This is a genomic window from Celeribacter indicus, assembly GCF_000819565.1.
Taxonomy (GTDB): Bacteria; Pseudomonadota; Alphaproteobacteria; order Rhodobacterales; family Rhodobacteraceae; genus Celeribacter; species Celeribacter indicus.
The window spans coordinates 1,801,889-1,825,561 of record NZ_CP004393.1; the positions used below are offsets into that span (position 1 = coordinate 1,801,889).

Annotated in this window: 27 protein-coding genes; 20 read left to right on the top strand and 7 right to left on the bottom strand. The window is 61.2% G+C overall.

Annotated elements, in window-relative coordinates; genetic code table 11:
* The first annotated feature begins 46 nt into the window (after positions 1-46).
* The 7 genes from P73_RS24870 to P73_RS09115 all read left to right on the top strand — a co-directional run bounded on the left by P73_RS24870 (position 47) and on the right by P73_RS09115 (position 7,775).
* Positions 47-391, top strand: coding sequence for an XRE family transcriptional regulator (locus P73_RS24870; RefSeq protein ID WP_074743397.1), 345 nt, complete (start codon positions 47-49; stop codon positions 389-391).
* A 19-nt stretch (positions 392-410) separates the two neighbouring features.
* Positions 411-1,820, top strand: coding sequence for a class I SAM-dependent DNA methyltransferase (locus tag P73_RS09090; RefSeq protein ID WP_043869374.1), 1,410 nt, complete (start codon positions 411-413; stop codon positions 1,818-1,820).
* A complete protein-coding gene (locus P73_RS24325; RefSeq protein ID WP_052453130.1) occupies positions 1,820-3,385 on the top strand; it encodes a restriction endonuclease subunit S in 1,566 nt (521 codons plus the stop codon). Before P73_RS09090 ends, P73_RS24325 begins: the two co-directional genes overlap by 1 nt.
* On the top strand, positions 3,375-4,952 hold the full coding sequence (locus tag P73_RS09100) for an AAA family ATPase (RefSeq protein ID WP_043869375.1): 1,578 nt from the start codon (positions 3,375-3,377) through the stop codon (positions 4,950-4,952). Before P73_RS24325 ends, P73_RS09100 begins: the two co-directional genes overlap by 11 nt.
* A complete protein-coding gene (locus tag P73_RS25535) occupies positions 4,949-5,794 on the top strand; it encodes an HNH endonuclease family protein (protein ID WP_139267205.1) in 846 nt (281 codons plus the stop codon). Before P73_RS09100 ends, P73_RS25535 begins: the two co-directional genes overlap by 4 nt.
* Positions 5,795-6,238: 444 nt before the next feature.
* A complete protein-coding gene (locus P73_RS09110; RefSeq protein WP_043869377.1) occupies positions 6,239-7,075 on the top strand; it encodes a protein NO VEIN domain-containing protein in 837 nt (278 codons plus the stop codon).
* A gap of 277 nt (positions 7,076-7,352) precedes the next feature.
* A complete protein-coding gene (locus tag P73_RS09115; RefSeq protein WP_139267204.1) occupies positions 7,353-7,775 on the top strand; it encodes a hypothetical protein in 423 nt (140 codons plus the stop codon).
* Between the two features lie 17 nt (positions 7,776-7,792).
* Here the strand turns inward: P73_RS09115 and P73_RS09120 are convergent, their stop codons facing one another.
* The 5 genes from P73_RS09120 to P73_RS09140 form a co-directional block, all read right to left on the bottom strand.
* Positions 7,793-8,194, bottom strand: coding sequence for a hypothetical protein (locus P73_RS09120; RefSeq protein ID WP_043869379.1), 402 nt, complete (start codon positions 8,192-8,194; stop codon positions 7,793-7,795).
* Positions 8,191-9,522, bottom strand: coding sequence for a recombinase family protein (locus tag P73_RS09125; RefSeq protein WP_043869380.1), 1,332 nt, complete (start codon positions 9,520-9,522; stop codon positions 8,191-8,193). The genes P73_RS09120 and P73_RS09125 overlap by 4 nt, the downstream gene beginning before the upstream one ends.
* Before the next feature lie 2 nt (positions 9,523-9,524).
* Positions 9,525-9,929 (bottom strand): DUF2924 domain-containing protein, encoded by a 405-nt coding sequence (locus P73_RS09130; protein WP_052453555.1) that lies wholly within the window; start codon positions 9,927-9,929, stop codon positions 9,525-9,527.
* Positions 9,930-10,420: 491 nt separating this feature from the next.
* The gene (locus tag P73_RS09135) at positions 10,421-11,353 is read right to left on the bottom strand and encodes an ImmA/IrrE family metallo-endopeptidase (RefSeq protein ID WP_043869381.1); all 933 of its coding nucleotides are present in this window, start codon (positions 11,351-11,353) and stop codon (positions 10,421-10,423) included.
* A complete protein-coding gene (locus P73_RS09140; RefSeq protein WP_052453132.1) occupies positions 11,353-11,622 on the bottom strand; it encodes a helix-turn-helix domain-containing protein in 270 nt (89 codons plus the stop codon). The genes P73_RS09135 and P73_RS09140 overlap by 1 nt, the downstream gene beginning before the upstream one ends.
* Positions 11,623-11,809: 187 nt before the next feature.
* Between P73_RS09140 and P73_RS09145 the strand changes: the two genes are divergently transcribed.
* From P73_RS09145 to P73_RS09155, 3 genes are read left to right on the top strand one after another with little or no spacing between them, the layout of a single operon-like run.
* Positions 11,810-12,049 carry a DUF2188 domain-containing protein gene (locus tag P73_RS09145; RefSeq protein WP_043869383.1) on the top strand — a complete coding sequence of 80 codons (240 nt, stop codon included), beginning with the start codon at positions 11,810-11,812 and terminating at the stop codon, positions 12,047-12,049.
* Positions 12,050-12,062: 13 nt separating this feature from the next.
* Positions 12,063-13,247 carry a hypothetical protein gene (locus P73_RS09150; RefSeq protein WP_043869384.1) on the top strand — a complete coding sequence of 395 codons (1,185 nt, stop codon included), beginning with the start codon at positions 12,063-12,065 and terminating at the stop codon, positions 13,245-13,247.
* Positions 13,222-14,208, top strand: coding sequence for a hypothetical protein (locus tag P73_RS09155; protein WP_052453133.1), 987 nt, complete (start codon positions 13,222-13,224; stop codon positions 14,206-14,208). The genes P73_RS09150 and P73_RS09155 overlap by 26 nt, the downstream gene beginning before the upstream one ends.
* Here P73_RS09155 and P73_RS09160 read toward each other — a convergent pair.
* Both P73_RS09160 and P73_RS09165 read right to left on the bottom strand, forming a co-directional pair.
* Positions 14,195-15,232 carry a nucleotidyl transferase AbiEii/AbiGii toxin family protein gene (locus P73_RS09160; protein WP_043869385.1) on the bottom strand — a complete coding sequence of 346 codons (1,038 nt, stop codon included), beginning with the start codon at positions 15,230-15,232 and terminating at the stop codon, positions 14,195-14,197. The genes P73_RS09155 and P73_RS09160 overlap by 14 nt on opposite strands.
* A complete protein-coding gene (locus P73_RS09165; protein ID WP_043869386.1) occupies positions 15,229-15,852 on the bottom strand; it encodes a DUF6088 family protein in 624 nt (207 codons plus the stop codon). Before P73_RS09165 ends, P73_RS09160 begins: the two co-directional genes overlap by 4 nt.
* A 160-nt stretch (positions 15,853-16,012) precedes the next feature.
* Here P73_RS09165 and P73_RS09170 point away from each other — a divergent pair, with 160 nt between their 5' ends.
* From P73_RS09170 to P73_RS09215, 10 genes are all read left to right on the top strand, one after another.
* A complete protein-coding gene (locus P73_RS09170; protein WP_043869387.1) occupies positions 16,013-16,222 on the top strand; it encodes a helix-turn-helix transcriptional regulator in 210 nt (69 codons plus the stop codon).
* Positions 16,223-16,233: 11 nt separating this feature from the next.
* Positions 16,234-16,719, top strand: coding sequence for a hypothetical protein (locus P73_RS09175; RefSeq protein WP_043869388.1), 486 nt, complete (start codon positions 16,234-16,236; stop codon positions 16,717-16,719).
* Positions 16,719-17,465 carry an ATP-binding protein gene (locus tag P73_RS09180; protein ID WP_043869389.1) on the top strand — a complete coding sequence of 249 codons (747 nt, stop codon included), beginning with the start codon at positions 16,719-16,721 and terminating at the stop codon, positions 17,463-17,465. The genes P73_RS09175 and P73_RS09180 overlap by 1 nt, the downstream gene beginning before the upstream one ends.
* A gap of 19 nt (positions 17,466-17,484) precedes the next feature.
* Positions 17,485-17,985 (top strand): DUF669 domain-containing protein, encoded by a 501-nt coding sequence (locus tag P73_RS09185; protein ID WP_043869390.1) that lies wholly within the window; start codon positions 17,485-17,487, stop codon positions 17,983-17,985.
* 64 nt (positions 17,986-18,049) lie between these two features.
* Positions 18,050-18,412 carry a hypothetical protein gene (locus P73_RS09190; RefSeq protein ID WP_052453134.1) on the top strand — a complete coding sequence of 121 codons (363 nt, stop codon included), beginning with the start codon at positions 18,050-18,052 and terminating at the stop codon, positions 18,410-18,412.
* Positions 18,412-19,356 (top strand): PD-(D/E)XK nuclease family protein, encoded by a 945-nt coding sequence (locus P73_RS09195; RefSeq protein WP_043869391.1) that lies wholly within the window; start codon positions 18,412-18,414, stop codon positions 19,354-19,356. The genes P73_RS09190 and P73_RS09195 overlap by 1 nt, the downstream gene beginning before the upstream one ends.
* Complete coding sequence (locus tag P73_RS09200) at positions 19,350-21,086, top strand: DEAD/DEAH box helicase (protein WP_074743387.1); 1,737 nt, start codon at positions 19,350-19,352, stop codon at positions 21,084-21,086. Before P73_RS09195 ends, P73_RS09200 begins: the two co-directional genes overlap by 7 nt.
* Positions 21,083-21,307, top strand: a complete 225-nt coding sequence (locus tag P73_RS09205; RefSeq protein WP_043869392.1) for a DUF6511 domain-containing protein — start codon at positions 21,083-21,085, stop codon at positions 21,305-21,307. The genes P73_RS09200 and P73_RS09205 overlap by 4 nt, the downstream gene beginning before the upstream one ends.
* Positions 21,307-22,992 carry a PriCT-2 domain-containing protein gene (locus P73_RS09210; RefSeq protein WP_043869393.1) on the top strand — a complete coding sequence of 562 codons (1,686 nt, stop codon included), beginning with the start codon at positions 21,307-21,309 and terminating at the stop codon, positions 22,990-22,992. Before P73_RS09205 ends, P73_RS09210 begins: the two co-directional genes overlap by 1 nt.
* A gap of 38 nt (positions 22,993-23,030) precedes the next feature.
* Positions 23,031-23,579, top strand: a complete 549-nt coding sequence (locus P73_RS09215; protein WP_043869394.1) for a YfjI family protein — start codon at positions 23,031-23,033, stop codon at positions 23,577-23,579.
* Positions 23,580-23,673: the final 94 nt, after the last annotated feature.

A 23,673-nucleotide genomic window follows, 5' to 3' on the forward strand; every position in this document is an offset into this window, starting at 1 on the left:
CTGTTCTACTTGTTCCAATTGACCCAATATAGCTTGGAGGCTATATGTGACGGAGAGCACAGCTGAAGCGTGGAACCAGGAATTGAAGCAGGAAGTCGAAGGCCTTCGGGAATTACGCCAGATCGCTGGGAAGGCTCAGGCTGACATTGCGACTGCGCTCAACATCAAACAACCTTCGGTTTCGAAGATCGAGAGCCAGGCCGACATGCATTTGTCGACGCTGCGAAGCTACGTCGAAGCGATTGGTGGAAAGCTCGAACTCACTGTGAAGTTGCCGGCCCGCCCGCTGCTCCGGCTTCAGAGCCTTGGCGACCGCGCAGATGATCGTGGTGTAGGAAACCCCGCCCCGGCGCGGCGCGGAAGACCTGCATCCTCGGCAGTAATTCGATAACACCTCAGGGGCGACACATTTGCTGCACGACGATATTGTTCAGAAGATTTGGAACTTGTGTCACGTCCTGAGGGGGGATGGCATTAGTTACCATGAGTATATCTCTGAGCTAACGTACCTTCTATTTCTAAAGATTGCCGCTGAAAACGATACTGAAAAACTCATTCCAGACGGATACCGCTGGGATGATATCGTGAACTTCACCGGGGGTGACCTTCTTACCCATTATAGAGATGTCCTGACATTTCTCGGTGGACACGCTGAGGACGATCGCGTCCGAAAAATCTATGCGTTTCCGACCACTGTGTTTTCGCATAGTGAGAACCTTCGGGCCGTCATTGACGGGATAGATAAGCTCGACTGGCGGTCAATCTCGACCGACATGATGGGCGATATCTACGAAGGTCTGATCGCAAAGAATTCCCAAGATGCACGATCTGGAGCCGGGCAGTATTTCACTCCCCGAGCGCTTATCGATTCTATTGTTCGCCTTGTTCAACCTAAGAGCGGGGAGCTGATTCAAGATCCTGCGGCGGGAAGCGGCGGATTTCTTGTATCTGCTAACAACTTCGTCCTTGAACAAACCAAGCCAAATGCCCGTAAACAACAAGCGCCTCGTTTTGAGGGAATGGAGATCGAGAAGGGCACATACCGAATTTGCCTGATGAATGCATTTTTACATGGCCTAGATCTGCGGCTGATTATGGGCGATGCATTGACCGACGACTCTGCGGAATTGACAGCGCCAGACGTCATTCTAGCTAACCCACCCTTTGGTGCCCGCGCTGGCGGCGCTCGGCGACAGCGCAGCGACATTCCATTTCCCACTGCTAACAAGCAACTCGCATTTCTACAGCACATCTACCTTGCCCTCAAACCGGGGGGGCGGGCGGCCGTTGTCTTGCCAGACAACGTGCTCTTCGAAGACGGCGTCGGGAGAAAAGTCCGCCAAGACATACTCGACAAGTGCAACCTGCACACGATCGTTCGTCTTCCAACCGGGATCTTCTATGCCCAAGGCGTAATGACAAACGTGCTGTTCTTTTCGCGGGGAGAAAAAACTCGCGGGAATACCGAAGAAACATGGATTTACGACATGCGCGCCGGCATGCCGTCATTTAGCAAGAAGCAGCCGCTCGCACCGTCGCATTTCACAGAGTTCGAGGCATGTTTTGGTCCAGACCCTCTCGGGACAAGTACGCGCAAGGATCTCGGCGCACAAGGGCGGTTCCGGCGCTTCACGCGTAAGCAGATAGCCGCCCGTGACGACAACTTGGATATCGCTTGGCTACACACCGATCAGGAAAACCCTGATACGGCAGCCGAACCCGAGGAGCTTGCCGCCCGAATCTCACAGCTACTCCGTGTCGCCATTGAGCAGGTTGACCTCCTGAATGACGAGCTATTTCCTGATGGAAGTGAAGTTTGATGGCGTCGCTACCACAACATTGGGCAACCGTGCCAATCGGCGACATTTGCGAACTCATAAATGGGCGCGCCTTCAAGCCGTCGGAATGGTCCGAGACGGGGCTACCCATCGTACGAATTCAGAATCTCAATAAGGCCACTGCGGCTTTCAATTATTTCGACGGATCTATTGAAGACCGGCACTCTGTCAACAATGGCGACCTCTTGTTTGCATGGTCGGGAACCCCAGGGACGTCGTTCGGAGCCCACTTGTGGGACGGCGGTCCCGCCGTGTTGAATCAGCATATCTTTCGGATGGACTTCGATCGAAATCTCATCGACCCTATATTTTTCAAGCATGCAATCAACGAAACGTTGGACGAGCTTATCGGCCAAGCTCATGGCGGTGTTGGTCTCAAGCACGTCACGAAAGGTACTTTTCAGAAGACGAGGGTCAGCCTTCCCCCTACGAATGAACAGCGTCGAATTGCAGCAGCGATTGAGGCCTCCCAAGAGAAGGCCCTGATAGCTCGGACCAGCATTCGGGACGCGCTCGCGGCGAGTGATGAATACAAGGAGGCTGTTCTCAGAAGGGCGTTCGAGGAAAACCCCCGCCACGGCGGACGAAGTCCGGATTACATGCAATTGATCGACCTCGTGGACGAAGGCCCTACGAACGGCTGGTCTCCTAAAACCGGCCCTGACGCCGCTGGACCTCTAGCTCTGCGACTTACCGCGACGACATCGGGATATCTCAGGCTCGACGAGGCCGCAGTGAAGCGCGTTTATGAGCGACCCACCGACGACTCGCGATATTGGTTGAAACCCGGTGATCTTTTGGTTCAGCGTGCAAATGCCCTTGAGCATCTGGGTGCCGCTGCGATTTTTGACGGCCCAGAACTGACCTATATCTACCCAGATCTCATGATGCGTTTGCGGGTAACCGACCCGGCTCAGCGCCGATATCTTTGGCGCTACCTCAACGGCGCTACCGCGCGTCGCTATATCCGTGAACACGCCACCGGCACTGCCGGAAACATGCCCAAGATAAGCGGCAAAGTTCTTCGCAGATTGCCTATCCCAATCCCCCCAGCTCGGGATTTTCAAAGAGTTGCAGACTTCATCGACCGAGAATTTGCTTTGATCGACGCTCTGCGACAGACGGTGAACGAGGCCCTTGAGGCATTGGAACATCTTGAAAAGGCTATTCTGGCTAAAGCATTTCGTGGCGAACTCGCGCGACCCTCACCGAACGACGAGCCTGCGGACATTCTGCTTGAGCGGATTAAACAAGCTCAAAACTCCAAGACTTCACCGCGCCATCGGCGTGCCTTAGCGCCGGAGACCACAACGCGCATGACCAAAAGAGGACCTCTTATGGCTGAGAAAAGGAGAGCAGACGTCGCACCCGACTATCTCAAACTTACCCTTGTGGACATGGGGGGCGCGGCTTCAGCGAAGGAGCTTTGGCGCAAAAGCGAAATGGTGATCGACGAGTTCTATAAGCAGTTGCGTTCTGAGATGGGGCGGGGAGACGTAGCTATCGGGCGCACCGAAGACGAATTGGTAGCCCAAGATGCGGCTTGATTGGCTGAAGATTGGTCAATTTAAGAACCTCATTGACATCGAAATAAACTTCGATGAAGGCGAGCTATCGACCGTCATCGTTGGAGAAAACGGCACCGGTAAGTCGAACGTAATAGAGGCATTGGTTACTATATTTCGTGACTTGGACCTTGGAGAGCAGACATCATTCGCATACGCTTTAGCATATAACTGCCACGGGCACCGGATTGAGATCGATAACTCGACCGATGGAAGTGCGTTTTCTGTTACGGTTGACGGGAAACCAAAAACTCGATCTGCTTTTAAGGCGAAGAAGTCAACTTACCTTCCCGCGAATGTCTTCGGCTATTATTCTGGATCGAGCAGGCGTTTGGAATTGCTATTTGATAAACATCAACTCCGCTACTACAAAAGGGTAATCTCTCCTAGATCTACAGCTGCAGACATCCAAAATCTGGATCTTCGTAGGCTATTTTACTGTCGACCATCATACGGGCAGTTGGCATTGCTGAGTTATTTCGCCTTTGGATCCGACTCGGCGAAAACATTCTTGAAAAAGCATATGGGCATCACGGAATTCGACAGTGCCCTCCTTGTTCTCCGTAAGCCTCGTTGGGCTGATAGTCGTTCGTCAGTTGCCCGCGCAAAGGCGAGCGATCAAACTTTTTGGAATTCATCTGGTCTGGTTCGAACACTCCTTGATAAGCTTTGGGCCCAAGCACTAGCGCCGATAGCTGATCGCGCTCGGGAGCAAGACGACTACAGGGCAAAGCCGAGTAACGAAGAACAGATATATATCTTTCTGAAAGACCTAGAAACGCTCAACGACGTAGCCCGGTCGTTCGAGGACGAGAGGACATTCTTCGCACTTCTTGAGACCTTGGATATCTCCGATTTGATCCGCGAGGTGCGCATTTGGGTTAATAAGGAGGATGTTCTAGGGGAAATTCCCTTTCATGAGATCAGCGACGGCGAGAAGCAGCTTCTAAGCGTTCTTGGACTTATGCGCTTTACGAGCCAAGACGAAAGTCTGTTTCTACTCGATGAACCGGACACACATCTTAACCCAAATTGGAAATGGGATTATCTTCATCTAGTAAAAGATGTGGCGCAGCGCGGCGAGAGTCACATTATTCTGACGACTCACGATCCTTTGACGATTGGTAGCCTGAAAGCGTCCCAAGTCCAAGTGATGGCACGTTCCAAGTCCGGCGGCGTTATTGTGTCCCCGCCAGAAGTTGATCCCCGGGGGCTCGGCTTTACCAGTATTCTGACTCAGATATTTGGCCTTCCGACCACGTTGGATCCGGATACTCAGCAAGAACTCGATGAGCGGAACAAGCTTCTTCGCTTGGATCAACGTACCACTCCCCAAGAACATCGGCTGCTGGAACTGAGCGAACGGCTTAGAAGATTAGGGTTTGTTTTGGAAGATCGGGAGCCGGAATATGAACAGTTTTTGCGGGCTCTAGAGGAGTTGAAGCAAGAAGGCCGTGCAGCACTGTCACCGGAAACGATCGCGCAACGTAATCAGGTCGCAAAGAGGATCCTGGCTGAGATCATGGCCTCAAAGGGCCAGCGTACATGATCTACGTATTTCAAGATGAAACAAAGCTTCCGGCGGGTTGGTTGGCAAAAGTTGCTGCTTTGCAAGATGCTCTTGATCAGCTCGACACGACGGCTAAGCGAAAGGCGTACATTGACAGTAAGGGAGCAATATGGGGCGAAGTCAAAGATGCTCTTCTTCAGATGTCGCATAATAAGTGCTGGTACTCCGAGGCGCCGGATGCCGTGTCAGATTGGCATGTCGATCACTTTAGACCAAAGTTAAGGGCGCTGGATGAAGATCGCACAGCTCACGATGGTTACCCGTGGCTAGCGTTCGACTGGAAGAACTATCGGATCGCGGGTAGCTATCCCAATTCTCCGCATACTGATGGTCATGGCACCACTAGAGGAAAGTGGGATTATTTCCCACTGTCGGCTGGGTCGATTAGAGCAACTTGGGATCAGAGAAGTACGGCAAACGAGACGGTTCTGTTGCTAGATCCTGCTAGCAAGACTGATCCAAAGCTGATGACCTTCGACGAGGAGGGCCTACCCATCCCGGTCGACCCGACCAACGCGATTGTAAAGAGGCGCGTCGAAACGACAGTTCATTTTCTCTATCTTGATAGCCCCCGCCTCGTGTCCGCTAGAAAAAAGAAATGGCGGGAGATCTCAGATTTGATCGAGGAGTATCGCCTAGCCTGTCCCGATACATATGAAGCGTGCACACTCCAAGATCATCAACGAGTTGAGCGCTTGATTGGGAAGTTGAGTGCGGCGGCTGGCCCTAGGGCAGCGTATGCGTCTACCGCTCGCGCCTGCCTTCGCGCAAACGGTCTTGCCCAGTTCATTGAGGCTGTCGAGGAAGCGGCGGCAGCCTGATGGTGACGGAAGTTTCGCCAATCTGGATCGCATAAGTCTAGTTAGAGGGCTATAGCGTAGACATAGTTCTCATCGCTATCCCGCATGCCCCGCCACTTGCACATTGCAAACCCGAAAACAGGTCCCTCGCGGGGCCTTTTTCTTTATGTGCCAAAGGGGTTTGCAAGGACCACCCGCCCTTCGGAGACTGGCCAACCGCGCGAGATCGGTCTCTGAACGCCCACCGTCTCTTTCCACCCGCCCTTCGCTTTCGGCGAGACGCTTTCAAAACCTCCATGCATTTCAAGGAACTGGCGGGATCGCGTTGCGCCCGTGTTTCGCTGGTTCCGGCTTGTTTCAAAGCGGACGGAGGCGCGACACGGGCGGCGTGGTGGTTGGTATTTCTTGGGAGTCTTGCGCGAAGTCTCTGATGACAAACGCAGTTTCCGCCCTTAGCCTGGCTCGATGTCAAACGGGGCCTGGACAGATCAAGAGAACGACCTGATCGTCGCGGATTACTTCGCGATGCTGGCCGACGACGTCTGTGGTCGCCCCTACAACAAGGTCGAGCACCGGCGCGGGCTTCTGCCGCTGTTGAATGATCGGTCCGAGGGATCGGTCGAGTTCAAGCACCAGAACATCAGCGCCGTGCTGAAGGGGCTGGGTGAGGACTGGATCCCGGGCTATAAGCCCGCCTTCAATTTCCAGATGACGCTGGTGGATGCCGTGGCGCGTTGGCTGGCGCTGAACCCGGCATGGCTCGGCCGCCATTCAGGTACCAGAGTGACGACCGGCCTCGCGGAGGCGCGGCCGATCTGGATCGGGCCGCCGCCCACGTTGTCGAACCAGCCGCCCCCGCAGGAGCTGGAGCAGATGCTGCACATCGCCCGCAAATTCGATGTCGCGGCGAGAGACGAGCGAAACCGCGGCCTTGGCCGTGCCGGTGAGGAGCGCGTCCTGGCGCACGAACGAGCCTCCCTGAAATCAGCGGGCCGCGACGATCTTGCGCGCAAGGTCCGGTGGGTGTCGGAGGAGGATGGCGATGGTGCCGGCTACGATATCGCCAGCTTCGCGCCGGATGGCCGTCCGCGCCTGATTGAGGTGAAGACGACGAATGGCTGGGAGCGTACGCCTTTTCATATCAGCCGCAACGAGCTGGCCGTGGCCGAGGAGCGGCGCTCGGAATGGTCCCTGTTCCGCCTGTGGAACTTCGCCCGCGAGCCGAAGGCGTTCGAGCTGCACCCGCCGCTGGACGCGCATGTCTCGCTGACCGCGACGTCCTTTCAGGCGAGCTTTCACTGACCTCTGCCAGCTACCTTGTCGACGACAATGTAGACATCCATCGAATGTCGAGATTAACGTTTGAAAATTGCGATGAATTTCTGGGTTAGCTTTGGCAACTTGTTGGACCTGTGGTGAGCCGATCGTTTTTCGGCACGTTGATGGCGTGCTGAAACCAATCCACCTAAACGGTGGCTGGTGCGCTGCCACATCTTCTAGCTCCCCGTCTAACGCTCTTTTCCGGACCGTTGAATCCTATGTGAACCCCAATGCCTATTGTCCGGTATGCGGGGAAAAGGTGTTTTACTACCAGAGCCGTTACGGCGGCCGGGTTTTCTTTGATGATCTTGGTTGGCCTTGGCCGAAGCACCCTTGCGCCGATAATGGTAGTCAAACCCTGAAGTCCCCGCCTGTCGTGCGTGGCCCAATAGTCATAAAGGATCGCAGCGGAAAAACGCTGGACATTTACGACCTCGACGATCTGCAAGACGCGGCAGACCAATACATATTCACTTTCCAAAACCATCGCACCCGTGCCCGCCTCGACTTGGCGCTCACAAAGAAGGCCATGAAAAAAGGGGGGCTCAGCATTGAAGATTTCTGGGACACGCCTTCCTTCTTGCTTCGCAAAGACGACGAAAAGCCAAACGCGTTCCGGGTGGAATTCATTTCTTGTAGGCAGCGCAAGGTAGTCAGGATCAGGATGCGCCGATCACGTTGACCATGCAATTTGTCCAGTCAAAGCTCCGCTGAAATATCGTGAAACGCCCGCTCAGCCTGCTCCTGCCATGTCTCCCCCGCCAGAAAGCACAGGTCATAGAGGCTGACCGCCGATGCCTCGCGGCCGCAGGTCAGGCGCTTCAGCACCTCCGGCGCCAGATAGGCGAGGCGCAGCTGGCGGCTGACATGGCGTTCGGCCAGACCGACGGCTTCAGCCAGTTCCTGGATCGTGGCGAACTCGCCTGCCTCCATGCGCCGCCGCCAGCCCCATGCCCGGCCGATGGCGCGCAGGATGTGCGGGTCCTGCGTCTGATCCTCGCTCGGGCTGTAGTCGGTGGGCGGCATGATCTTGGGCCGCCCGTTCTTCTTGCGCAGCTTCAGGGGGATCAGCACGCGGATCGTGTCATTGCTTCGGGTCATTCGGCGACCTCCATGTCGCGTGGGGCGATCATCTCGCGGATGACGCCTGCGACGCCTTCGCGCCGGATGTCGACCTCGAGCCCGGCGGCGGTGACGGTGACGCGCCGGACCAGAAGCTGGATGATCCGCGCCTGTTCGAGCGGAAACAGCTGCGCCCAGAGGGTGTTGAAATCATGCAGCGCCGCGATGGCCTCGGCCTCGGACACCTGATCGCGCTTCAGCGCCGCCAGCACCTGCGTGACCACCTCGGGCGTCTGCAGGATGCGCCGCACCTCGGTGACGATGGCGTCCTCGACCATGCCCGCAGGCAGGCGGGTCGGCGCAAGTTCGCCGCCGCTCTCGTCCTCCGTCGTGCGGTTCTTGATCACGTCCATCGACACGTAATAGCGGTAGAGCTTGCCGCGTTTCTTGGTCGCGGTCGGGGTCATGGCCGCGCCGGTATCGGTGAAGATCAGCCCCTTCAGCGGCGCGGGCGTCTGCATGCGGCTGTTGCTGGACCGCGCGTGGCGGTTGCCCTGCAGGATCGCATCGACCTGATCCCAGACCTTGTCGGTGACGATGGCCTCGTGCTCGCCCGGATAGGCCTTGCCCTTGTGGACGGCCTCGCCACGATAGACGCGATTGCGGAGCACCCGATAGAGGTAGCCCTTGTCGATCAGCGTGCCCTGCTTGCTGCGAAACTCCTCGCGCCGCAGTTCCTTCGCCAGCATCGTGGCCGAGCCGAGTTCGACGAAGCGCTCGAAGATCCGACGCACCGAGGCGGCCTCAGCCTCGTTGATCACCAGCTTGCGGTCCTGCACATCGTAGCCGAGCGGCACATAGCCGCCCATCCAGATCCCGCGCTTGCGCGAGGCGGCGACCTTGTCGCGGATGCGTTCGCCGATGACCTCGCGCTCGAACTGGGCGAAGCTGAGCAGGATGTTCAGCGTCAGCCGCCCCATCGATGTGGTCGTGTTGAAGGACTGCGTGACCGAGACGAAGGTGACGCCGTTGCGGTCGAACACCTCGACCAGCTTCGAGAAATCCATCAGGGCGCGGCTGAGCCGGTCGATCTTGTAGACCACGACCACGTCGATCAGCCCGTCGTCGATGTCGGCCAGCAGCTGCTTCAGCCCCGGCCGGTCCAGATTGCCGCCCGAGAATCCTCCGTCGTCATAGCGGTCGCGGGTAGCAACCCAGCCTTCGGACTTCTGGCTGGCGATATAGGCCTCGCAGGCCTCCCGCTGGGCGTCGAGGCTGTTGAACTCCATGTCGAGCCCTTCCTCGCTCGACTTGCGAGTGTAGATGGCGCAGCGCAGGCGGCGGCCGGGGCGTATGTTCATGTCCATGATCAAATCTCCCGCGATCGGACCTGCAGCCCGAAGAAGCGATAGCCGTTCCAGCGCACGTCGGTGATTTCCCGCGCGATGCCGGAGAGCGATTTGTATTTGCGGCCCTGCCACTCAAAACCGTCCTTCAGCACGGTGATGGTGTGCTCGACCCCGTTCCATTCCCGGATCAGCCGCGTGCCAGCCACCGGATTGCGGGGATCCGCGATCTGGTTCTTGCGGCGGGAGACGCCCTCGACCTCATCGGCAAGCAGGTCCAGCATGCGGCGGGTCTCGTGATCAGGGCCGCCATAGGTCAGTTCCTGGAGACGATAGGCGATGCGGGCCTCGAGAAAGGCGCGGCTGTTGTTCGGCGCGGCGCTACCGAGGAGCCGTTCCCATTCGGTCTTCAGCTCTTTCACCGACATGGTCTTGAGCGCGGCGATGCGCGACAGGACGCTCTGGTCCAGGCGCGCGTCCTGCCCGGGCTTGGGCGGCGTTATCTTACTGTGATGATTCATCAATTCCTCCGATGCGGATGCGTTTCCTGCGACGACCACCGCTCTTTCGGGGCGGGTAGTCCACGGAACTGTCTCCGTCGGCGGGCGATAAAGAACTGGACTTCCCGGCATTCAGGCGAACGACGCCCGCGGCGAGAATGCGGCCCAACTCGGCAAGCCGGGCATCAGGGGACATGCGTTCAGGGCATAGAGGATTGGGCCCGGAAACCGGGTCTTCGGAGGGAATGGACATGGCGGGTTTTCGCGACTGTTGTGATAGGCAAGATGTGTCACGAAATCAGAAAAATATCAAGTAAATCAGCTCATTACGGACTTATGCGGTCGCTGCGCACCGTGGCGAAAATCTGCGTAGCTGATATGTCCCCACGCCGACCTTTCTGTCGGGCGGATGCGCCGAATCAACTCGTCCACCCGTCCATGAACTTGTCGTAGCTGTCGAGGATCGGCTCCTCCTCGAAGTCCCGACCATAGACGGCGTCGTCGAACTGCAAGATGGTCAGGGACAAGTCCAGAAACTCGGACACCAATGCCAGTTCCCGCACTGGCTCGGACCCGCGACTGAAGTTCCAGACGCCAGCCGGTCGCTGGACCGGCCGGTCCGAGACAAATCCCCTCTCGTCGGCGCCGAGGGCAGCCAGCGCATCGTCAGGGATCTGCATGCCCGATCGCACGAAGATCCCGCTCTTGAGAGCAGACTTGCTGGCACGCCCCCACCTTGCGAAACCGTCACGCGCGACGATCATGACGGCCCGCCGGTCCGTGAAATCGATCCACTTCCGGCAGGCGGCCAGCAGCGAAACGCCATAGCGATCAGTGATGTGGTTCAGAAGGTCGACGGTCATTTCTTCGCCGTTCACCTGCTCACGGTAGTCATCGAGCGGCATCAGCAGGTAGGAGGCGAAAGTGTCCGCCTCTTCCTCGCGTTGTCGTTCTGCCTCCTGCCAGGCATTCGGCAGCAGCGGTTTGCATTGAAAATCGCAATCGCGCTGGAGGGTTCCGCTCTTGTAATCCCGATCGGACAGGATGGGGCGATGAAGTTGGTAGTGACCGAACTCATGCGCGATGGTGAAGCGAACGCGGCCGCGATACCGGGGGTCGTCGTTATAGACGATGTGCCATTCCGGGCGCTTTCGGTGCGGCCGGAGCATTCCCTCGAAACCCGGGAGCTCGCCACCCACGATTTTCCCGATCGGGTCCGCGTTGTTGCGGGAGACTTCTCGCGCCAAGGCTTCGACGTCGACCGGAAAGCGGTCTTCGCCCAGAACATGCCGGAGCATGATCGAGAGCCGGTTTGCCTCTTGCTGGGGAGATTTCTGCTTTCCGCTCGTCATCAATCGTCGTCCAAAGCATCCAGGATGCGTCGCAGGCGTTCTTTCTCCGGCGCCGCCATCTTCTTGTATTTTCTGAAGAAAGCTATGTCCTCGGCGTTTTCCTCTTCTTTTTCACCGTCACCGGCCAATAAGTACTCGACTGTGGTGTCGAGCGCGGTGGCGATCATGGCCAGCTTCTCGGCCGAGGGACGAACGACTTCCTTGTTCTCTATTTCCCACATGTAGCTCTTGCTGGAGCCGACCCGCTCGGCGAGTCCCTCCAGGGTCAATCCGCGCTTTCGCCTCTGCTCGCGAACGCGCTCCCCTAGTGGTGTTGGCACGGCAATACCCTTTTCGTTGGTGGTTCGTTTTTACGAACTTCTAGTCCTTGACACGCCATACGCGCAATCCCTATCTTCTGCGCAGGTTCGCTACAACGAACTTTGATTCCCGTTGAAACAAGACCTGGAGGCCAGAATGGCTGTTGGAAAGAACCCGGGCACGCATCACGTCGTGCCGAATGCAGAAGGCGGCTGGGATGTCCGCCGCGGTGGTGCGGCGCGCTCGAGCGGGCACTTTGATACCAAGCAGGACGCCGTCCAGCGTGCGCGCGAAATCAGCCGCAATGCGGATACCGAACTGAAGATCCACAATCGTGACGGACGGATCGCGCAGTCGGATTCGCACGGCAACGACCCCCGCAACATCAAGGGCTGAGGAGATGTAAGACATGGCGTCGGTGACCAACTTCATCCGCAATACCCCGCTCGCGTCGCTGCGCGACTATTTCACTGCGGCCGGGATCGAGTTTCCGACGCCCGTCAACTGGGATGCGCCTGAGCCGGAGGTCGTTCGGCCGCTGCTTCAGGCGGTCGATCAGATGGACGACGAAGCGCGCGGCCGCGTCATCAACGATGGTGAGCGCGTAGGCGCCATGGCAGATGTCGCGGGTCATACGGCGCTCTACAGTGTTGTCGATGACCGGGAGGTCCTCGACGAGCTCGAAAATGGCCATGCCCGCGCCATGTGGCTGTTCATCAACGATCTGAACCGGTTTCGCCATGCGGAAGAGGTCCGTTTCACCGATGAGCGCCGCCGCGGGCGGAGCTGGGACGGCTTCATCTGCGAAGCGAACCTGAACCTCCGCCGCGACGAGCTCGCGCTCAACGCGTTCAAGGCGGCCCTGTGCCAGAGGTTTGCATCGCGGAATGTTCATGTCGACATTTTCGAGCGCGTCCGTCCGACCTTCGAAGGTGAGGACTGCGATCTGATCCAGATCACGGTTTACCGCGAGGGCCTGCCAGACGATCAGTTCGCTTTCGACGAGGGCGAATTGGTGCGCCGCGCTTATCGGCCCGTCTTCGAGGCCGCGATGACCTATGAGCCCGCCTCCGGGGTCATCGAAGTCGTTGCCAATGATCGGGAGAGCCGCGCGGAGATGGCGCAGTATCTGGCCCGCGACCTGCTCGGCGTGGAATTCCGGGACGAGAAGGTGCCGATGCGGCGCTATGATCTTACGGTGTTGCTTGCGCCCCATACTTTCCCGACTGACATCGAGGACGGGATCGAGCGGGTGGAAGTCCGGCAGCTCAGGCTGATGCCGATAGATGCCGTTGGCGAGCGCGTGACCTTGGAGGCGATGAGCAAGGCGGAACGCGACATCTGGGCAATGGCGGAGGCTCGGCTTGGCCCCGACAACCCCCTCACCGGCGGCTGGGTGGCGACGCAGGCGAAGCTCGTGATCAAGTTCCAGCCCAAGCCCGGGGCTCGGCGTGGTCGCACGCTGCCCCTCACCATCACCATGCCGCATGGCTGCAATCTCAAGGATCAGACGGAAGAGGAGCAGCTGATCGGCGAGAAGTATCTGCGCCGGTGGGGAGTTGTGGTCGATGACCCGATCCTCATCGACGATTGACGAACGGTCTGCCCGGCTTTTCGTCAGCATCGTAGAGACGAAAAGCGCGCGCATCGCCGGGGCCGTCCTTCACGACTATCACGCGGCCAGCGCCACTCCTTTGATCGGCGCTGGTCTCTTGGTGCCGGACGCTCCGGTTCCAGTTGCCACCTCTCTGGTTGACCATGAGGACGAGCCAGTAAATCTGGAATGGTCGCCAGAGCAGCGCGCCTACGGGTATTTCAGCCCGGCAGCGGGATGGGTAACCGTCGACAGCGAACGCCTTCAGGTATTCCGCTTCGATGCCAACGCGTTCCTTGGTCGGCTGACATCTCGCCTTGACTTGCCGCGCTCCGCCCGTCCGGCAGAACGCATTCCGGGCCATCTATGGGAGTTGGGCGACGTCAGACTGCCCGGGCGCGGTGCCCGTGTCCCAATCTGGTATGCGAGACGGCTGACGGATCGCGAGACCTGGCAGCAGGTCGTCAACTACCTCGGTGGGCGCCCGCCCGCAGATTTCAGGGTGGTGGTGTCCACCTCGGCGACCCGTGGTCTCGCAGAGGCGGACCTGTCCCGGCATCAGTTCATTGCATTGGGGGATCTGGAAACTGGCGGTGCGGCGCTGGTCATAGAGCCAACCTATCTAGCCGCCCAGCTGAAAGCCGGCGCGGCGACCCATGCAGGCGACCCCGTGCGCCACGCCGCTGGGTTCCGTCATCTGTGGGTGGGCGAACGGGAGTTCAAGTTTGGCGGCGACAAGAGGCGGCAAATTGTCGAGTACCTCTTCAACGCATGGGACGGTGGCGAGGAGAGCGTCAGCACAGAAGTCATGTTTGCCGATCTCGAATACGATGTCTCAAGCCGCATGCGGGATATCTTCAAGGGCCACCCCGATTGGCGCGATCTGATCGAGACGACGGGGGGATCCTGTCGGCTGCGCATCAGGGAGCTTCTGGAGGCCGATAGTCCTAACGCCGATTGATTGCGTCCTCGGCGACCCGAAGTTGTTCCATGATCCAGTCGAAAGGCGGTGCCTCGCCGAGCATCATGCCCTGCATCGCGGCATAGTCCTCCTCGATCGCCGCGCGCAACTCGGCGGCCGGTACGACGCAGATCGAGCCTGGCGTGGCGTCTTCGAATTTCTTCCATGCCTGCCTGAAAGCGATGAGGTTGTGTTCGCGCACGGCCGCAAGCAGCCCGTCGTCGGCCAGGGCGGCGCGCCCAATCTGCGTGCCGGTGATCATGGCGACGTCATAGTAGTGGCGGGAAATCCTGTCGCTGTCGGCAGGCACACGTGCTTCGTCACGATTACCGCAGAACGCGCCGTGCAAAATCAGAAGTTTCTCCAGGTAGGTGCGCTGCGGGGCGATGACATGGACGTTGTCGACTGCGAATGACCATCCGTCGGGCAGTTCCTCTGCGATATAGGGCGTCACGCTGGCTGTCTCGTTGGGATCGAGCGCCGAGCGCGCGCCCGCTTCGAGTTTCACGCGTGGCAGGACGTAGGAGATCTCGGTGCTTGGATAGAGCGTCGGGTACTCGATCAGCAGAGTTTGCTGATCGCCGTCCTCATCGTCGGGCGCGATGCTGCAACGCGCATCGAGCAGCGGCTTCAGCGCTTCTGCCAGATCACCGCGAATATAGGAGCTGCAGGCGTCCTTCAGGTCATCGAATAGGGCCTTGCGCTTCTTGTTCGAAATACCTTCGGGGTTCGTCGGGTCGCGTTCGGCCGCGAAGCCGAGACCATCCCGATAAACGACAAGATCGATGTCCTCCGAAAAGCGGCGGATGAGCCCATAGGCCTTGGATAACGCCGTGCCGCCCTTGAACAGGAGTTGCGGGTGGCCGTCCGGCAAGCGTTTGTAGAGCGCGTCCAGCACGAAGCAGACCCAGAAATCCTTCTCGACATAGCTCGGAAGCGTGTCGAGGCGGTCAGCAGCCGCCTCGAATACGTCCTTCTGGTCGCGAGATGAAAGCGCGAGGAACCGCGTATAGCTCTCGCTCATGGTGTGGCGATCTGCGGGTCGACAAGGCTATGCGCGATGGGCGCTGCCCAGCTCGGCAGGCTACCGCTGTTACGAACGAGATCCTTTTTCACGGCATCTGGCAGCTTGCGCTTGAGCGTGGTCGCAACCCGTGTGTCCAACGCGGCTTGCGGTCCGAGCCAGCGCAGCGCCTGCGCGACTGGCGCGGAGGTTTTTCCCGCCCATGCCATCACACTCGGACCTGCATGCCGCAGCCGCACGGTCCGATTGCCGATTTTCACGTCTCGTGTCGCCCCATCCGTCACATAGCTCGTCTTCGCGGGGACAGCATTGGTCAGGCCCAGCTGGTTCGCTGCGGCGATGCCATCGGGCATGATTCGAACACTGTCGCGCCGCGCGAGGGCTGCAACCGCCTTGTCCATATCGACCGGTGCGGGCCGTTTCAGGACGCCGCTGGTGCGGGGAAGATCGTAAAGCCCACGGCCGACACGACGCAGATCACCACTCTTTGCCAGGCGCGACAACGCCTGATCGATAGCCGCACGGCTACCGAGATCGAGGAAGTCCTTGGGGGTGCAAACCCACTTCCCGCGCCCCTTCGAACGAAGGCGCTTCATGATTCTATCTGAAATACCAGTCATCTGAGCGGTCCTCGTAGGCCTTTCCTTGTCAGAAACATAGAGGATTTTTCTGACGAATTCAATTCCTCCCCGAACGTACCCCTTTCGCCTCCCCGGCGCCTCCCACCCCCTCCGCCATGTTGAACCCGCAAGTGTTCGCAGAAATCCCAAGGAGGTTCACATGGCGACCAGGCACCTTTCCCAGATCGAGCTGGCGGCTCGCTGGAACATTTCGCACCGCACGCTGGAGCGCTGGCGGTGGACGGGCGAAGGCCCGAAATTCATCAAGCTCGGCGGCCGGGTGATCTACCGGCTCGAGGATGTCGAGGCCTTCGAGGCCGAACAGATCCGCGGCGTGGATCACGAACCCCATCGTCCGATGTCGGCGTGAGGGGGCGGAACATGACGATCTCCAACCACATCACCCTGGCCGATATCCACCGCATGCCGGTGGGCCAGATCGCGGCGCTGCCCGCCAATCAGCTTGCGCTGCTGAAAGGCGCGGCGGATGAGCAGCTGACGCAGGCGAAGTCGGTCGCGGACTGGCTCGACGGCGCCATCTCGCTCAAATACGCCGACCGCGCCCAAGACGCCCGCCAGGAGGCGGGCAAGGACACCGGCACGATCCGGTTCGAGGATGACGGCGTCACCGTGATCGCCGAACTGCCCAAGCGCATCGACTGGGATCAGGCGTTGCTGGCGCAGATCGCCGAAAACATCGCCTCGGCGGGCGAGGACCCGGCGGAATTCATCGAGACCAAGCTCTCGATCTCCGAGCGCAAATACGGCGCTTTGCCGGAAAGCTGGCGTAAGGGCTTCGAGCCCGCGCGCACGGTCCGCACCGGCAAGCCCAAGTTCCGCCTCGTGCTGAACGAGGAGGTGCGCTGATGGCCATTTCGCTCGCGTCCCTGCGCACGACCTCGGTGCTGACTCCGCCGCGCATCCTGATCCACGGCGTGGCCGGGGTGGGAAAATCCACCTTCGCGGCCGATGCCGACCGGCCCGTCTTCCTCATGACCGAGGATGGCCTGGGCAAGCTGCAGGTCCCGCATTTCCCGCTCGCGACCAGCTACGCGGAGGTGGCCGAGGCGCTTGATGCGCTGCTGAACGAGGACCACGATTTCGGCACGGTCGTCGTCGACAGCGTCGACTGGCTGGAGCCGCTGATCTGGGCCGAGGCCTGCAAGCGCAACGGCTGGGCCTCGATCGAGGCGCCGGGGTTTGGCAAGGGCTATGCCGAGGCGCTGACCATCTGGCGCGAATATCTCGACAGGCTCAACGCGCTGCGCGACCGCAAAGGCATGGTGGTCATCCAGATCGCCCATACCGACATCAAGCGTTTCGACAGCCCCGAGCACGAGCCCTACGACCGCTATGTGATCAAGCTGCAGACCCGCGCCTCGGCGCTGCTGCAGGAGCATTCGGACGTGGTGCTTTTCGCCAACTATCAGATCTCGGTCGCGAAATCCGACGTCGGCTTCAACAAGAAGGTGACTCGGGCGCTCGGGTCCGGTGCGCGCGTCATGCACACCGAAGAGCGCCCCGCCTTCCTCGCCAAGAACCGGTACGGCCTTCCGGACACCCTGCCGCTGATGTGGTCGGAGTTCCTCGCGGCCATGCCCCAATCCCAATGAACTGAACAAGGACAAGACCATGGCACGTTTCGACACGTCCTTCGACGCCACCAGCGTCGAGCCCACCACCGCCTACGAGCTGCTGCCCGCCGGCAAATATCGCGCCCAGATCGTCGAGAGCGAGATGCGCGTCACCAAGAACGGCATGGGCCAGTTCCTCTGGCTGATGCTCGACATCCTCGAGGGCGAGCAAAAGGGCCGGAAGATCTTCGACCAGCTGAACCTTGTGAACCCGAACCCCACCACGGTGGAAATCGCGCAGCGCACGCTCTCGGCGATCTGCCACGCCACGGGCCGGATGCACGTCAGCGACAGCGAGGAGCTGCACCTGATCCCGATGACGATCCAGGTGAAGATCCGGCCGCCGAAGAACGGCTACGGCGAGAGCAACGCGATTGCCTACCTGCCGCCCGAGCGTGGTTCGACCCCGGCCGCCCGCCCGGCAAAGCCCGCGCCCGATCCGGCCGGCTCTTCGTTGCCGCCGAAAATGGCCTCCGCGCCCTGGAACAAGAAGGGCTGAGCCTTCGCGCTGCCCTGCGCCCTGACTAACGGGGCAGCGCGCAACCCCATCTGAGGAAATTCCCATGACTGACATGACCAACGCGGCCCCCGTGGCCGTGAACAACCCCGGCTTGCCTGAAAACCAGCGGCGGCTGATCGAGCTCGACGATGCCATCGCCAAGATCCGCACGCAGATCGCGACGGCCGATCTGGCCCGCCAGCGCGGCCAGAAGCCCATCGATCCGGACTGGTTCCACCGGGCCCGTACGGCCCTGCGCCACCTCTGCCGCGAGCGGGCGGAACTCTTGGCCCAAGGCACCGGCCGCCGTCGTCGCGAAAAGCTCAAGGACGCGCTGATCGGCATCCTGCGTGAACGCCATGACCCCGAGACCTGGGATGGCATTCTGGCCGAGGCTCAGGCCCGCACCGAACGGGAGGGCCTGTGATGGCAGAGCTTCCCGATGCCCCCACGCCGACGCTGACGGCGATCTATGCCGATTACGAGGCCCGCCAGGGCGATGGTTTCCGCGATCACCTCGGAGCGTCGATCATCGGCAAATCCTGCACCCGGGCGCTCTGGTATGATTTCCGCTGGATCACGCCTGCGCGTCATTCCGGCCGCCTGCTGCGCCTTTTCGAGACGGGTCAGCTGGAAGAGGACCGGCTCGTGCGCAACCTGCGTGCCACCGGGGCGACCGTGCTCGAAGTCGATCCCGAGACCGGCCGCCAGTTCCGGGTCGAAGCCCATGGCGGCCATTTCGGCGGCTCGCTCGACGGCGTGGCTCTCGGGCTCCTGGAGGCGCCCAAGACCTGGCATGTGCTGGAATTCAAGACCCACTCGGTCAAAAGCTTCAACGAGTTGACCGCCAAGGGCGTTGTTCTGGCCAAGCCTCAGCATGCCGCACAGATGCAGATCTACATGCACCTGACGGGCATCACGCGCGCCCTCTACGTCGCGGTCTGCAAGAACACCGACGCGCTGCATGTCGAGCGCATCGAGGCCGACCGCGCCATGGCCGAGCGCCTCTTGGAAAAGGCCGGGCGCATCATCTTCGCCCAGCATCCGCCCGCGCGGATGAGCGAGGACCCGGCCTGGTTCGAATGCCGGTTCTGCGATCACCATGCGGCCTGCCATGACGGCGGTGGCGCTGCGGTGACCTGCCGGTCCTGCCTGCATGCGACGCCCGTTGAGGGTGGTTGGCACTGCGCCCGGCACGACCGGATGCTGTCGCCTGCCGAGCAACGCACGGCCTGTGGCCGCCATCTCTTCATCCCCGATCTCATCCCGGGCGAGGTCATCGATGCGGGCGACGATGTCGTCACCTACCGCATGGCCGATGGCTCGACCTGGACCAACGACGCCCGTTCCCCGGAGGCCGTGCCATGCTGACCCTGCGCCCCTATCAACAGGCCGCGATCACCGCGATCTACGGCTATTTCCAGACTCACACCGGCAATCCGCTGGTGGTCATTCCGACCGCGGGCGGCAAGTCGCTGGTCATGGCGTCCTTCATCGAGAGTGTGCTGAAGGCCTGGCCCGATCAGCGCATCCTGATCGTGACCCATGTCCGCGAGCTGATCGCCCAGAACCATGCCGAGATGATCGGCCTCTGGCCCGATGCGCCCTCGGGCATCTATTCGGCGGGCCTCGGCAAGCGCGAGGCGCAGGCGCGGATCCTCTTCGCCGGTATCCAGTCGATCCACCGCCGCGCGGGTGAGATCGGCCATACCGATCTGGTGCTGATCGACGAGGCGCATCTGATCCCCGGCAAGTCGAGCACGATGTATCGGCGCTTCCTCGACGCGCTGAAGGCGATCAACCCGGCGCTCAAGGTGATCGGGCTGACCGCCACGCCGTTCCGTCTCGATTGCGGGATGCTGCACGAGGGGCAGAATGCGCTCTTCACCGACATCGCCTATGAGGCCCCGGTCCGCGAGCTGATAGATGCGGGGTATCTGAGCCCCCTGGTCTCGAAACAGCCCGCCACCCGGCTCGACGTCTCGAAGGTGGGCACCCGCGCAGGCGATTTCATTGCCCGCGATCTGGCGGCGGCGGTCGACCAGGACGCCATCACCCGCGCGGCGGTTACCGAGATCATCGAGCATGGCCGCGACCGGAAGTCCTGGCTGGCCTTCTGCTCGGGCGTCGAGCATGCGCGCCATGTGGCCGAGGAATTCGGCCGCCAGGGCATCAGCTGCCGCACGATCTTCGGTGACACGCCGAAGGACGAGCGCGATGCGATCCTTGCCGCCTTCAAGCGCGGCGAAATCCGGGCGCTGGCCTCGATGGGCGTGCTGACCACCGGCTTCAACGCGCCGGGGGTCGATCTGATCGCGCTCCTGCGTCCCACGCAATCGGCCGGGCTCTATGTACAGATGGTCGGGCGCGGTACCCGCCTCGCGCCGGGCAAGGAAAACTGCCTGGTGCTGGACTTCGCCGGCAATGTCCGTCGCCACGGCCCGATCGACCTGGTGCGGCCCAAGCGCCCCGGTGATGGCGGCGGGGGTGAGGCGCCGACCAAGGTCTGCCCGGATTGCGACAGTATCATCGCGCTCTCGGCTATGGAATGCCCGGATTGCGGCTATGTCTTCCCGGCGCGCGAGGTGAAGATCGCGCCCACGGCCGCCACCCTGCCGGTGCTTTCGCCAAAACAGCAATGGCTTCCGGTCACGGGCGTTTCCTACAGCCGCCACGACAAGGCGGGCGGCCGTCCGTCGCTCAAGGTGACCTATAGCAGCGGCCTTGCCACCTACAGCGAATGGGTCTGCCTCGAGCATCAGGGCTATGCCCGCCAGAAGGCGGCCGAGTGGTGGCGCAAGCGCGCGCCCGGCTGCCCCGTGCCGCTGAGCGTGGCCGAGGCCCTCGCGCAGACGAGCCGCCTTGCGCGCCCCAGCGACATCTCGGTCCGTCCCTCGGGCCGCTATCTTGAGATCTCCGGTTACAGGTTCGCCCCATGCGCCCATCCGACCCCGGCCTCTGCGCCGTCTGCCACCGGGAACCTCGCGGCTTTGGCTGGTCCGAGCCGGGGTTCCGCCGCACCGACCCGCGGCGTGACGCCAGCCGCAAGCGACTCTGCAGCCGTGCCTGTCAGGACCTCTGCCATGGGAGGAAGGGCATGATCGATCCGACCCCGAACGAGACCGAGGCCATGGCCACGGGCGGCCAGATGGGCGGCGAATATCTTGAGAGCATCGGCAAGTCCGACCTTGCGACCCTGTCCGAGGAGGAATGGGCCCGGTTTCTCGACGCGGTCGTCACCGGCTATTGCGACCACCTGCGCGCGCTGGCGGCGAAGGATCGCAACCGGCTCGATGCGATGGCGCCGGAGGTGCCGTTCTGATGGCCGACACGTCCTGGATGGCGCGCTTCGGCGCGCGGCTCGTCACCAATGGCTATGCCATCCTGCCGATCGGCCCGGGCACCAAGAAGTCCGGCCGGTTCCAGCGCGGCGGCTGGGCTGATTACCCCGAATGGAACCGCCATGCGGAACGCCCGACCACGGAGGTCGAAGTCGCGACCTGGGCTGCCTGGCCCGATTGCGGCATCGGCATCGTCGGTGGAGCGGTAGCGGCGGTCGATATCGACATCGCGGCGGACGCCGAACTGGCATTGCAGATCGAGGCGCTGGCCCGGGCGCGCCTCGGCGACACGCCCGCGCTGCGCATCGGCCGCGCCCCGAAGCGTATGCTGGTCTATCGCACGGCCGCACCGTTTCGGGGCATCAAGCGCCATCCTCTCGAGGTGCTCTGCCTCGGGCAGCAGTTTCTGGCCTACGCCGATCACCCCGACACCGGCGCGCCCTATGTCTGGCCCGACGAGGGGCTGGCCGATCTCGATATCACCGACCTTCCGGAAATCACCGAGGAAGCGGCGGCGGCCTTTCTGGAGGAAGCCTATGCGATCCTGCCCGAGGCTTTGCGTCAGCGCGGGCTGCGCTCTGCAGCACTGGCCACACTCCTGCGCAACCACGGGCAGATCGGCACATTGCCCGCCATCCGGTCGGCACTCGACTGGCTGCCGAATGACGAGCTCGATTACGACAGCTGGATGCGCATCGGCATGGCGTTGAAAGGTGCGCTTGGTGATGAGGGCGGCGAGGTCTTTGCCACCTGGTCGGCCCAGGCGGCCAAGGATGTGCCCGCGACCACGGCCCGCGCCTGGGCGAGCTTCAAGCCCGACCGGATCGGCGCGGGCACCATTTATCACCTCGCCATGGAACGCGGCTGGCAGCCCGATGCCGCCTTGCGCCTCGATGGCAGTCTCGATCCGGATGGCCCGCATCCGGCCGCCGATCTGCTGGCCCGGCTGGAGGGAAGCGCGCCCACCGTCGCCGACCTGGAAAAGCCGACCTTCAGCCTGGACATCCCCGACGGTCTTGTCGGCGAGCTGACCGGCTACATGCTGGCCACCGCCCGCCGCCCGCAACCGCTTCTGTCGCTCGGGGCCAGTCTCTGCGCCATCGGCGCGCTGATGGGGCGGCGGTATCGCACCACCAGCAACCTTCGCTCGAACCTCTATGTCGTGGGGATTGCTGACAGCGGCTCGGGCAAGAACCACGCCCGAGAGATCATCAACGAGGTCTTCTTCGAGGCGGGTCTCGCCCACCATCTCGGCGGCAACAAGATCGCCTCCGGCGCCGGGCTCTTGACTGCGCTTCATCGGCAGCCCGCGATCCTGTTCCAGATCGACGAATTCGGGATGTTCCTGTCGGCCGCTGCCGACCGCAAGCGCAGCCCGCGCCACATCACCGAGATCCTCGACAACATGACCGAACTCTTCACGGCAGCGGGCGGGATCTTCCTCGGGGCGGAATATGCGAACCGCGACGGCACCAATGAGCGGCGCGACATCAACCAGCCCTGCCTTTGCGTCTATGGCACCACGACGCCGCTGCATTTCTGGGGCGCGCTGCAGGGGGCAAACGTGGTCGATGGCTCGCTCGCGCGCTTTCTGATCCTGCCGAGGATGAAGACTATCCGGACGAGAACCTCGCCGTCGGCATCCGGCAAGCCCCGCCCGCGCTGATCCAGGCGCTCCAGCTGGTCGCCAAAGGCGGCGGGGCCGTGAAGGGCAACCTGACCGGCAAGACCGCCGATCATAACGCCGCCGTGAATCCGATGACCGTGCCGATGTCGGATGCGGCACGCGTCCGGTTTGCCGGTCTCAGCGACGCCCTGACCGAAGAGCTGCGGGCGGCGGCCGGCACCGCCTTTACCGCCATTCTCGCCCGCATCGGAGAGAATGCGTTGAAGCTCGCGCTGATCGTCGCTGTCGGGCGCGATCCGGTGCGCCCTGAGATCGACATTACCGCTGCGGACTGGGCCATCGGTTTCGTGCGCCATTACGCGCGGCGCACCATGGAAGCGGTCGAGCGCCATGTGGCGGATACCGAAACCGAGGCGCATCTGAAGCGTCTGAAGGAAATCGTCCGCGCCGCCGGGCCCAAGGGGATCACCAAATCCGACATCACCCGCGCCTCCCAATGGCTGAAATCGCGCGACCGCGACGAAATTTTGCTGACGCTGATCGAGAGCGGCGACATCACCACCGGCATGCGCGGCTCCTCGACCAAGCAGGCCATGGTCTACCGGATGGCGCGGTGGGGCGGGTGACCGGAGATCCTTCAATCCGCCTGAAACGGCCCTTGAAGCCGAAATGCCGACAAGCAGCCGAAACGAAAAGGAAAAACCGGATCCTTCAAATCCT

Excerpts from the sequence above, each read along its gene's own strand:
- P73_RS24325 (WP_052453130.1), top strand. The coding sequence starts at position 1,820 with ATGGCGTCGCTACCACAACATTGGGCAACCGTGCCAATCGGCGACATT.
- P73_RS09205 (WP_043869392.1), top strand. The coding sequence starts at position 21,083 with ATGATCGATCCGACCCCGAACGAGACCGAGGCCATGGCCACGGGCGGC.
- P73_RS09150 (WP_043869384.1), top strand. The coding sequence starts at position 12,063 with ATGGCGTCGGTGACCAACTTCATCCGCAATACCCCGCTCGCGTCGCTG.
- P73_RS09155 (WP_052453133.1), top strand. The coding sequence starts at position 13,222 with ATGACCCGATCCTCATCGACGATTGACGAACGGTCTGCCCGGCTTTTC.
- P73_RS09165 (WP_043869386.1), bottom strand. The coding sequence starts at position 15,852 with ATGACTGGTATTTCAGATAGAATCATGAAGCGCCTTCGTTCGAAGGGG.
- P73_RS09145 (WP_043869383.1), top strand. The coding sequence starts at position 11,810 with ATGGCTGTTGGAAAGAACCCGGGCACGCATCACGTCGTGCCGAATGCA.
- P73_RS09195 (WP_043869391.1), top strand. The coding sequence starts at position 18,412 with ATGGCAGAGCTTCCCGATGCCCCCACGCCGACGCTGACGGCGATCTAT.
- P73_RS09180 (WP_043869389.1), top strand. The coding sequence starts at position 16,719 with ATGGCCATTTCGCTCGCGTCCCTGCGCACGACCTCGGTGCTGACTCCG.
- P73_RS09210 (WP_043869393.1), top strand. The coding sequence starts at position 21,307 with ATGGCCGACACGTCCTGGATGGCGCGCTTCGGCGCGCGGCTCGTCACC.
- P73_RS09120 (WP_043869379.1), bottom strand. The coding sequence starts at position 8,194 with ATGACCCGAAGCAATGACACGATCCGCGTGCTGATCCCCCTGAAGCTG.
- P73_RS09200 (WP_074743387.1), top strand. The coding sequence starts at position 19,350 with ATGCTGACCCTGCGCCCCTATCAACAGGCCGCGATCACCGCGATCTAC.
- P73_RS09190 (WP_052453134.1), top strand. The coding sequence starts at position 18,050 with ATGACTGACATGACCAACGCGGCCCCCGTGGCCGTGAACAACCCCGGC.
- P73_RS09170 (WP_043869387.1), top strand. The coding sequence starts at position 16,013 with ATGGCGACCAGGCACCTTTCCCAGATCGAGCTGGCGGCTCGCTGGAAC.
- P73_RS25535 (WP_139267205.1), top strand. The coding sequence starts at position 4,949 with ATGATCTACGTATTTCAAGATGAAACAAAGCTTCCGGCGGGTTGGTTG.
- P73_RS09160 (WP_043869385.1), bottom strand. The coding sequence starts at position 15,232 with ATGAGCGAGAGCTATACGCGGTTCCTCGCGCTTTCATCTCGCGACCAG.
- P73_RS09175 (WP_043869388.1), top strand. The coding sequence starts at position 16,234 with ATGACGATCTCCAACCACATCACCCTGGCCGATATCCACCGCATGCCG.
- P73_RS09185 (WP_043869390.1), top strand. The coding sequence starts at position 17,485 with ATGGCACGTTTCGACACGTCCTTCGACGCCACCAGCGTCGAGCCCACC.
- P73_RS09125 (WP_043869380.1), bottom strand. The coding sequence starts at position 9,522 with ATGGACATGAACATACGCCCCGGCCGCCGCCTGCGCTGCGCCATCTAC.
- P73_RS09135 (WP_043869381.1), bottom strand. The coding sequence starts at position 11,353 with ATGACGAGCGGAAAGCAGAAATCTCCCCAGCAAGAGGCAAACCGGCTC.
- P73_RS09130 (WP_052453555.1), bottom strand. The coding sequence starts at position 9,929 with ATGTCGGTGAAAGAGCTGAAGACCGAATGGGAACGGCTCCTCGGTAGC.
- P73_RS09110 (WP_043869377.1), top strand. The coding sequence starts at position 6,239 with ATGTCAAACGGGGCCTGGACAGATCAAGAGAACGACCTGATCGTCGCG.
- P73_RS09100 (WP_043869375.1), top strand. The coding sequence starts at position 3,375 with ATGCGGCTTGATTGGCTGAAGATTGGTCAATTTAAGAACCTCATTGAC.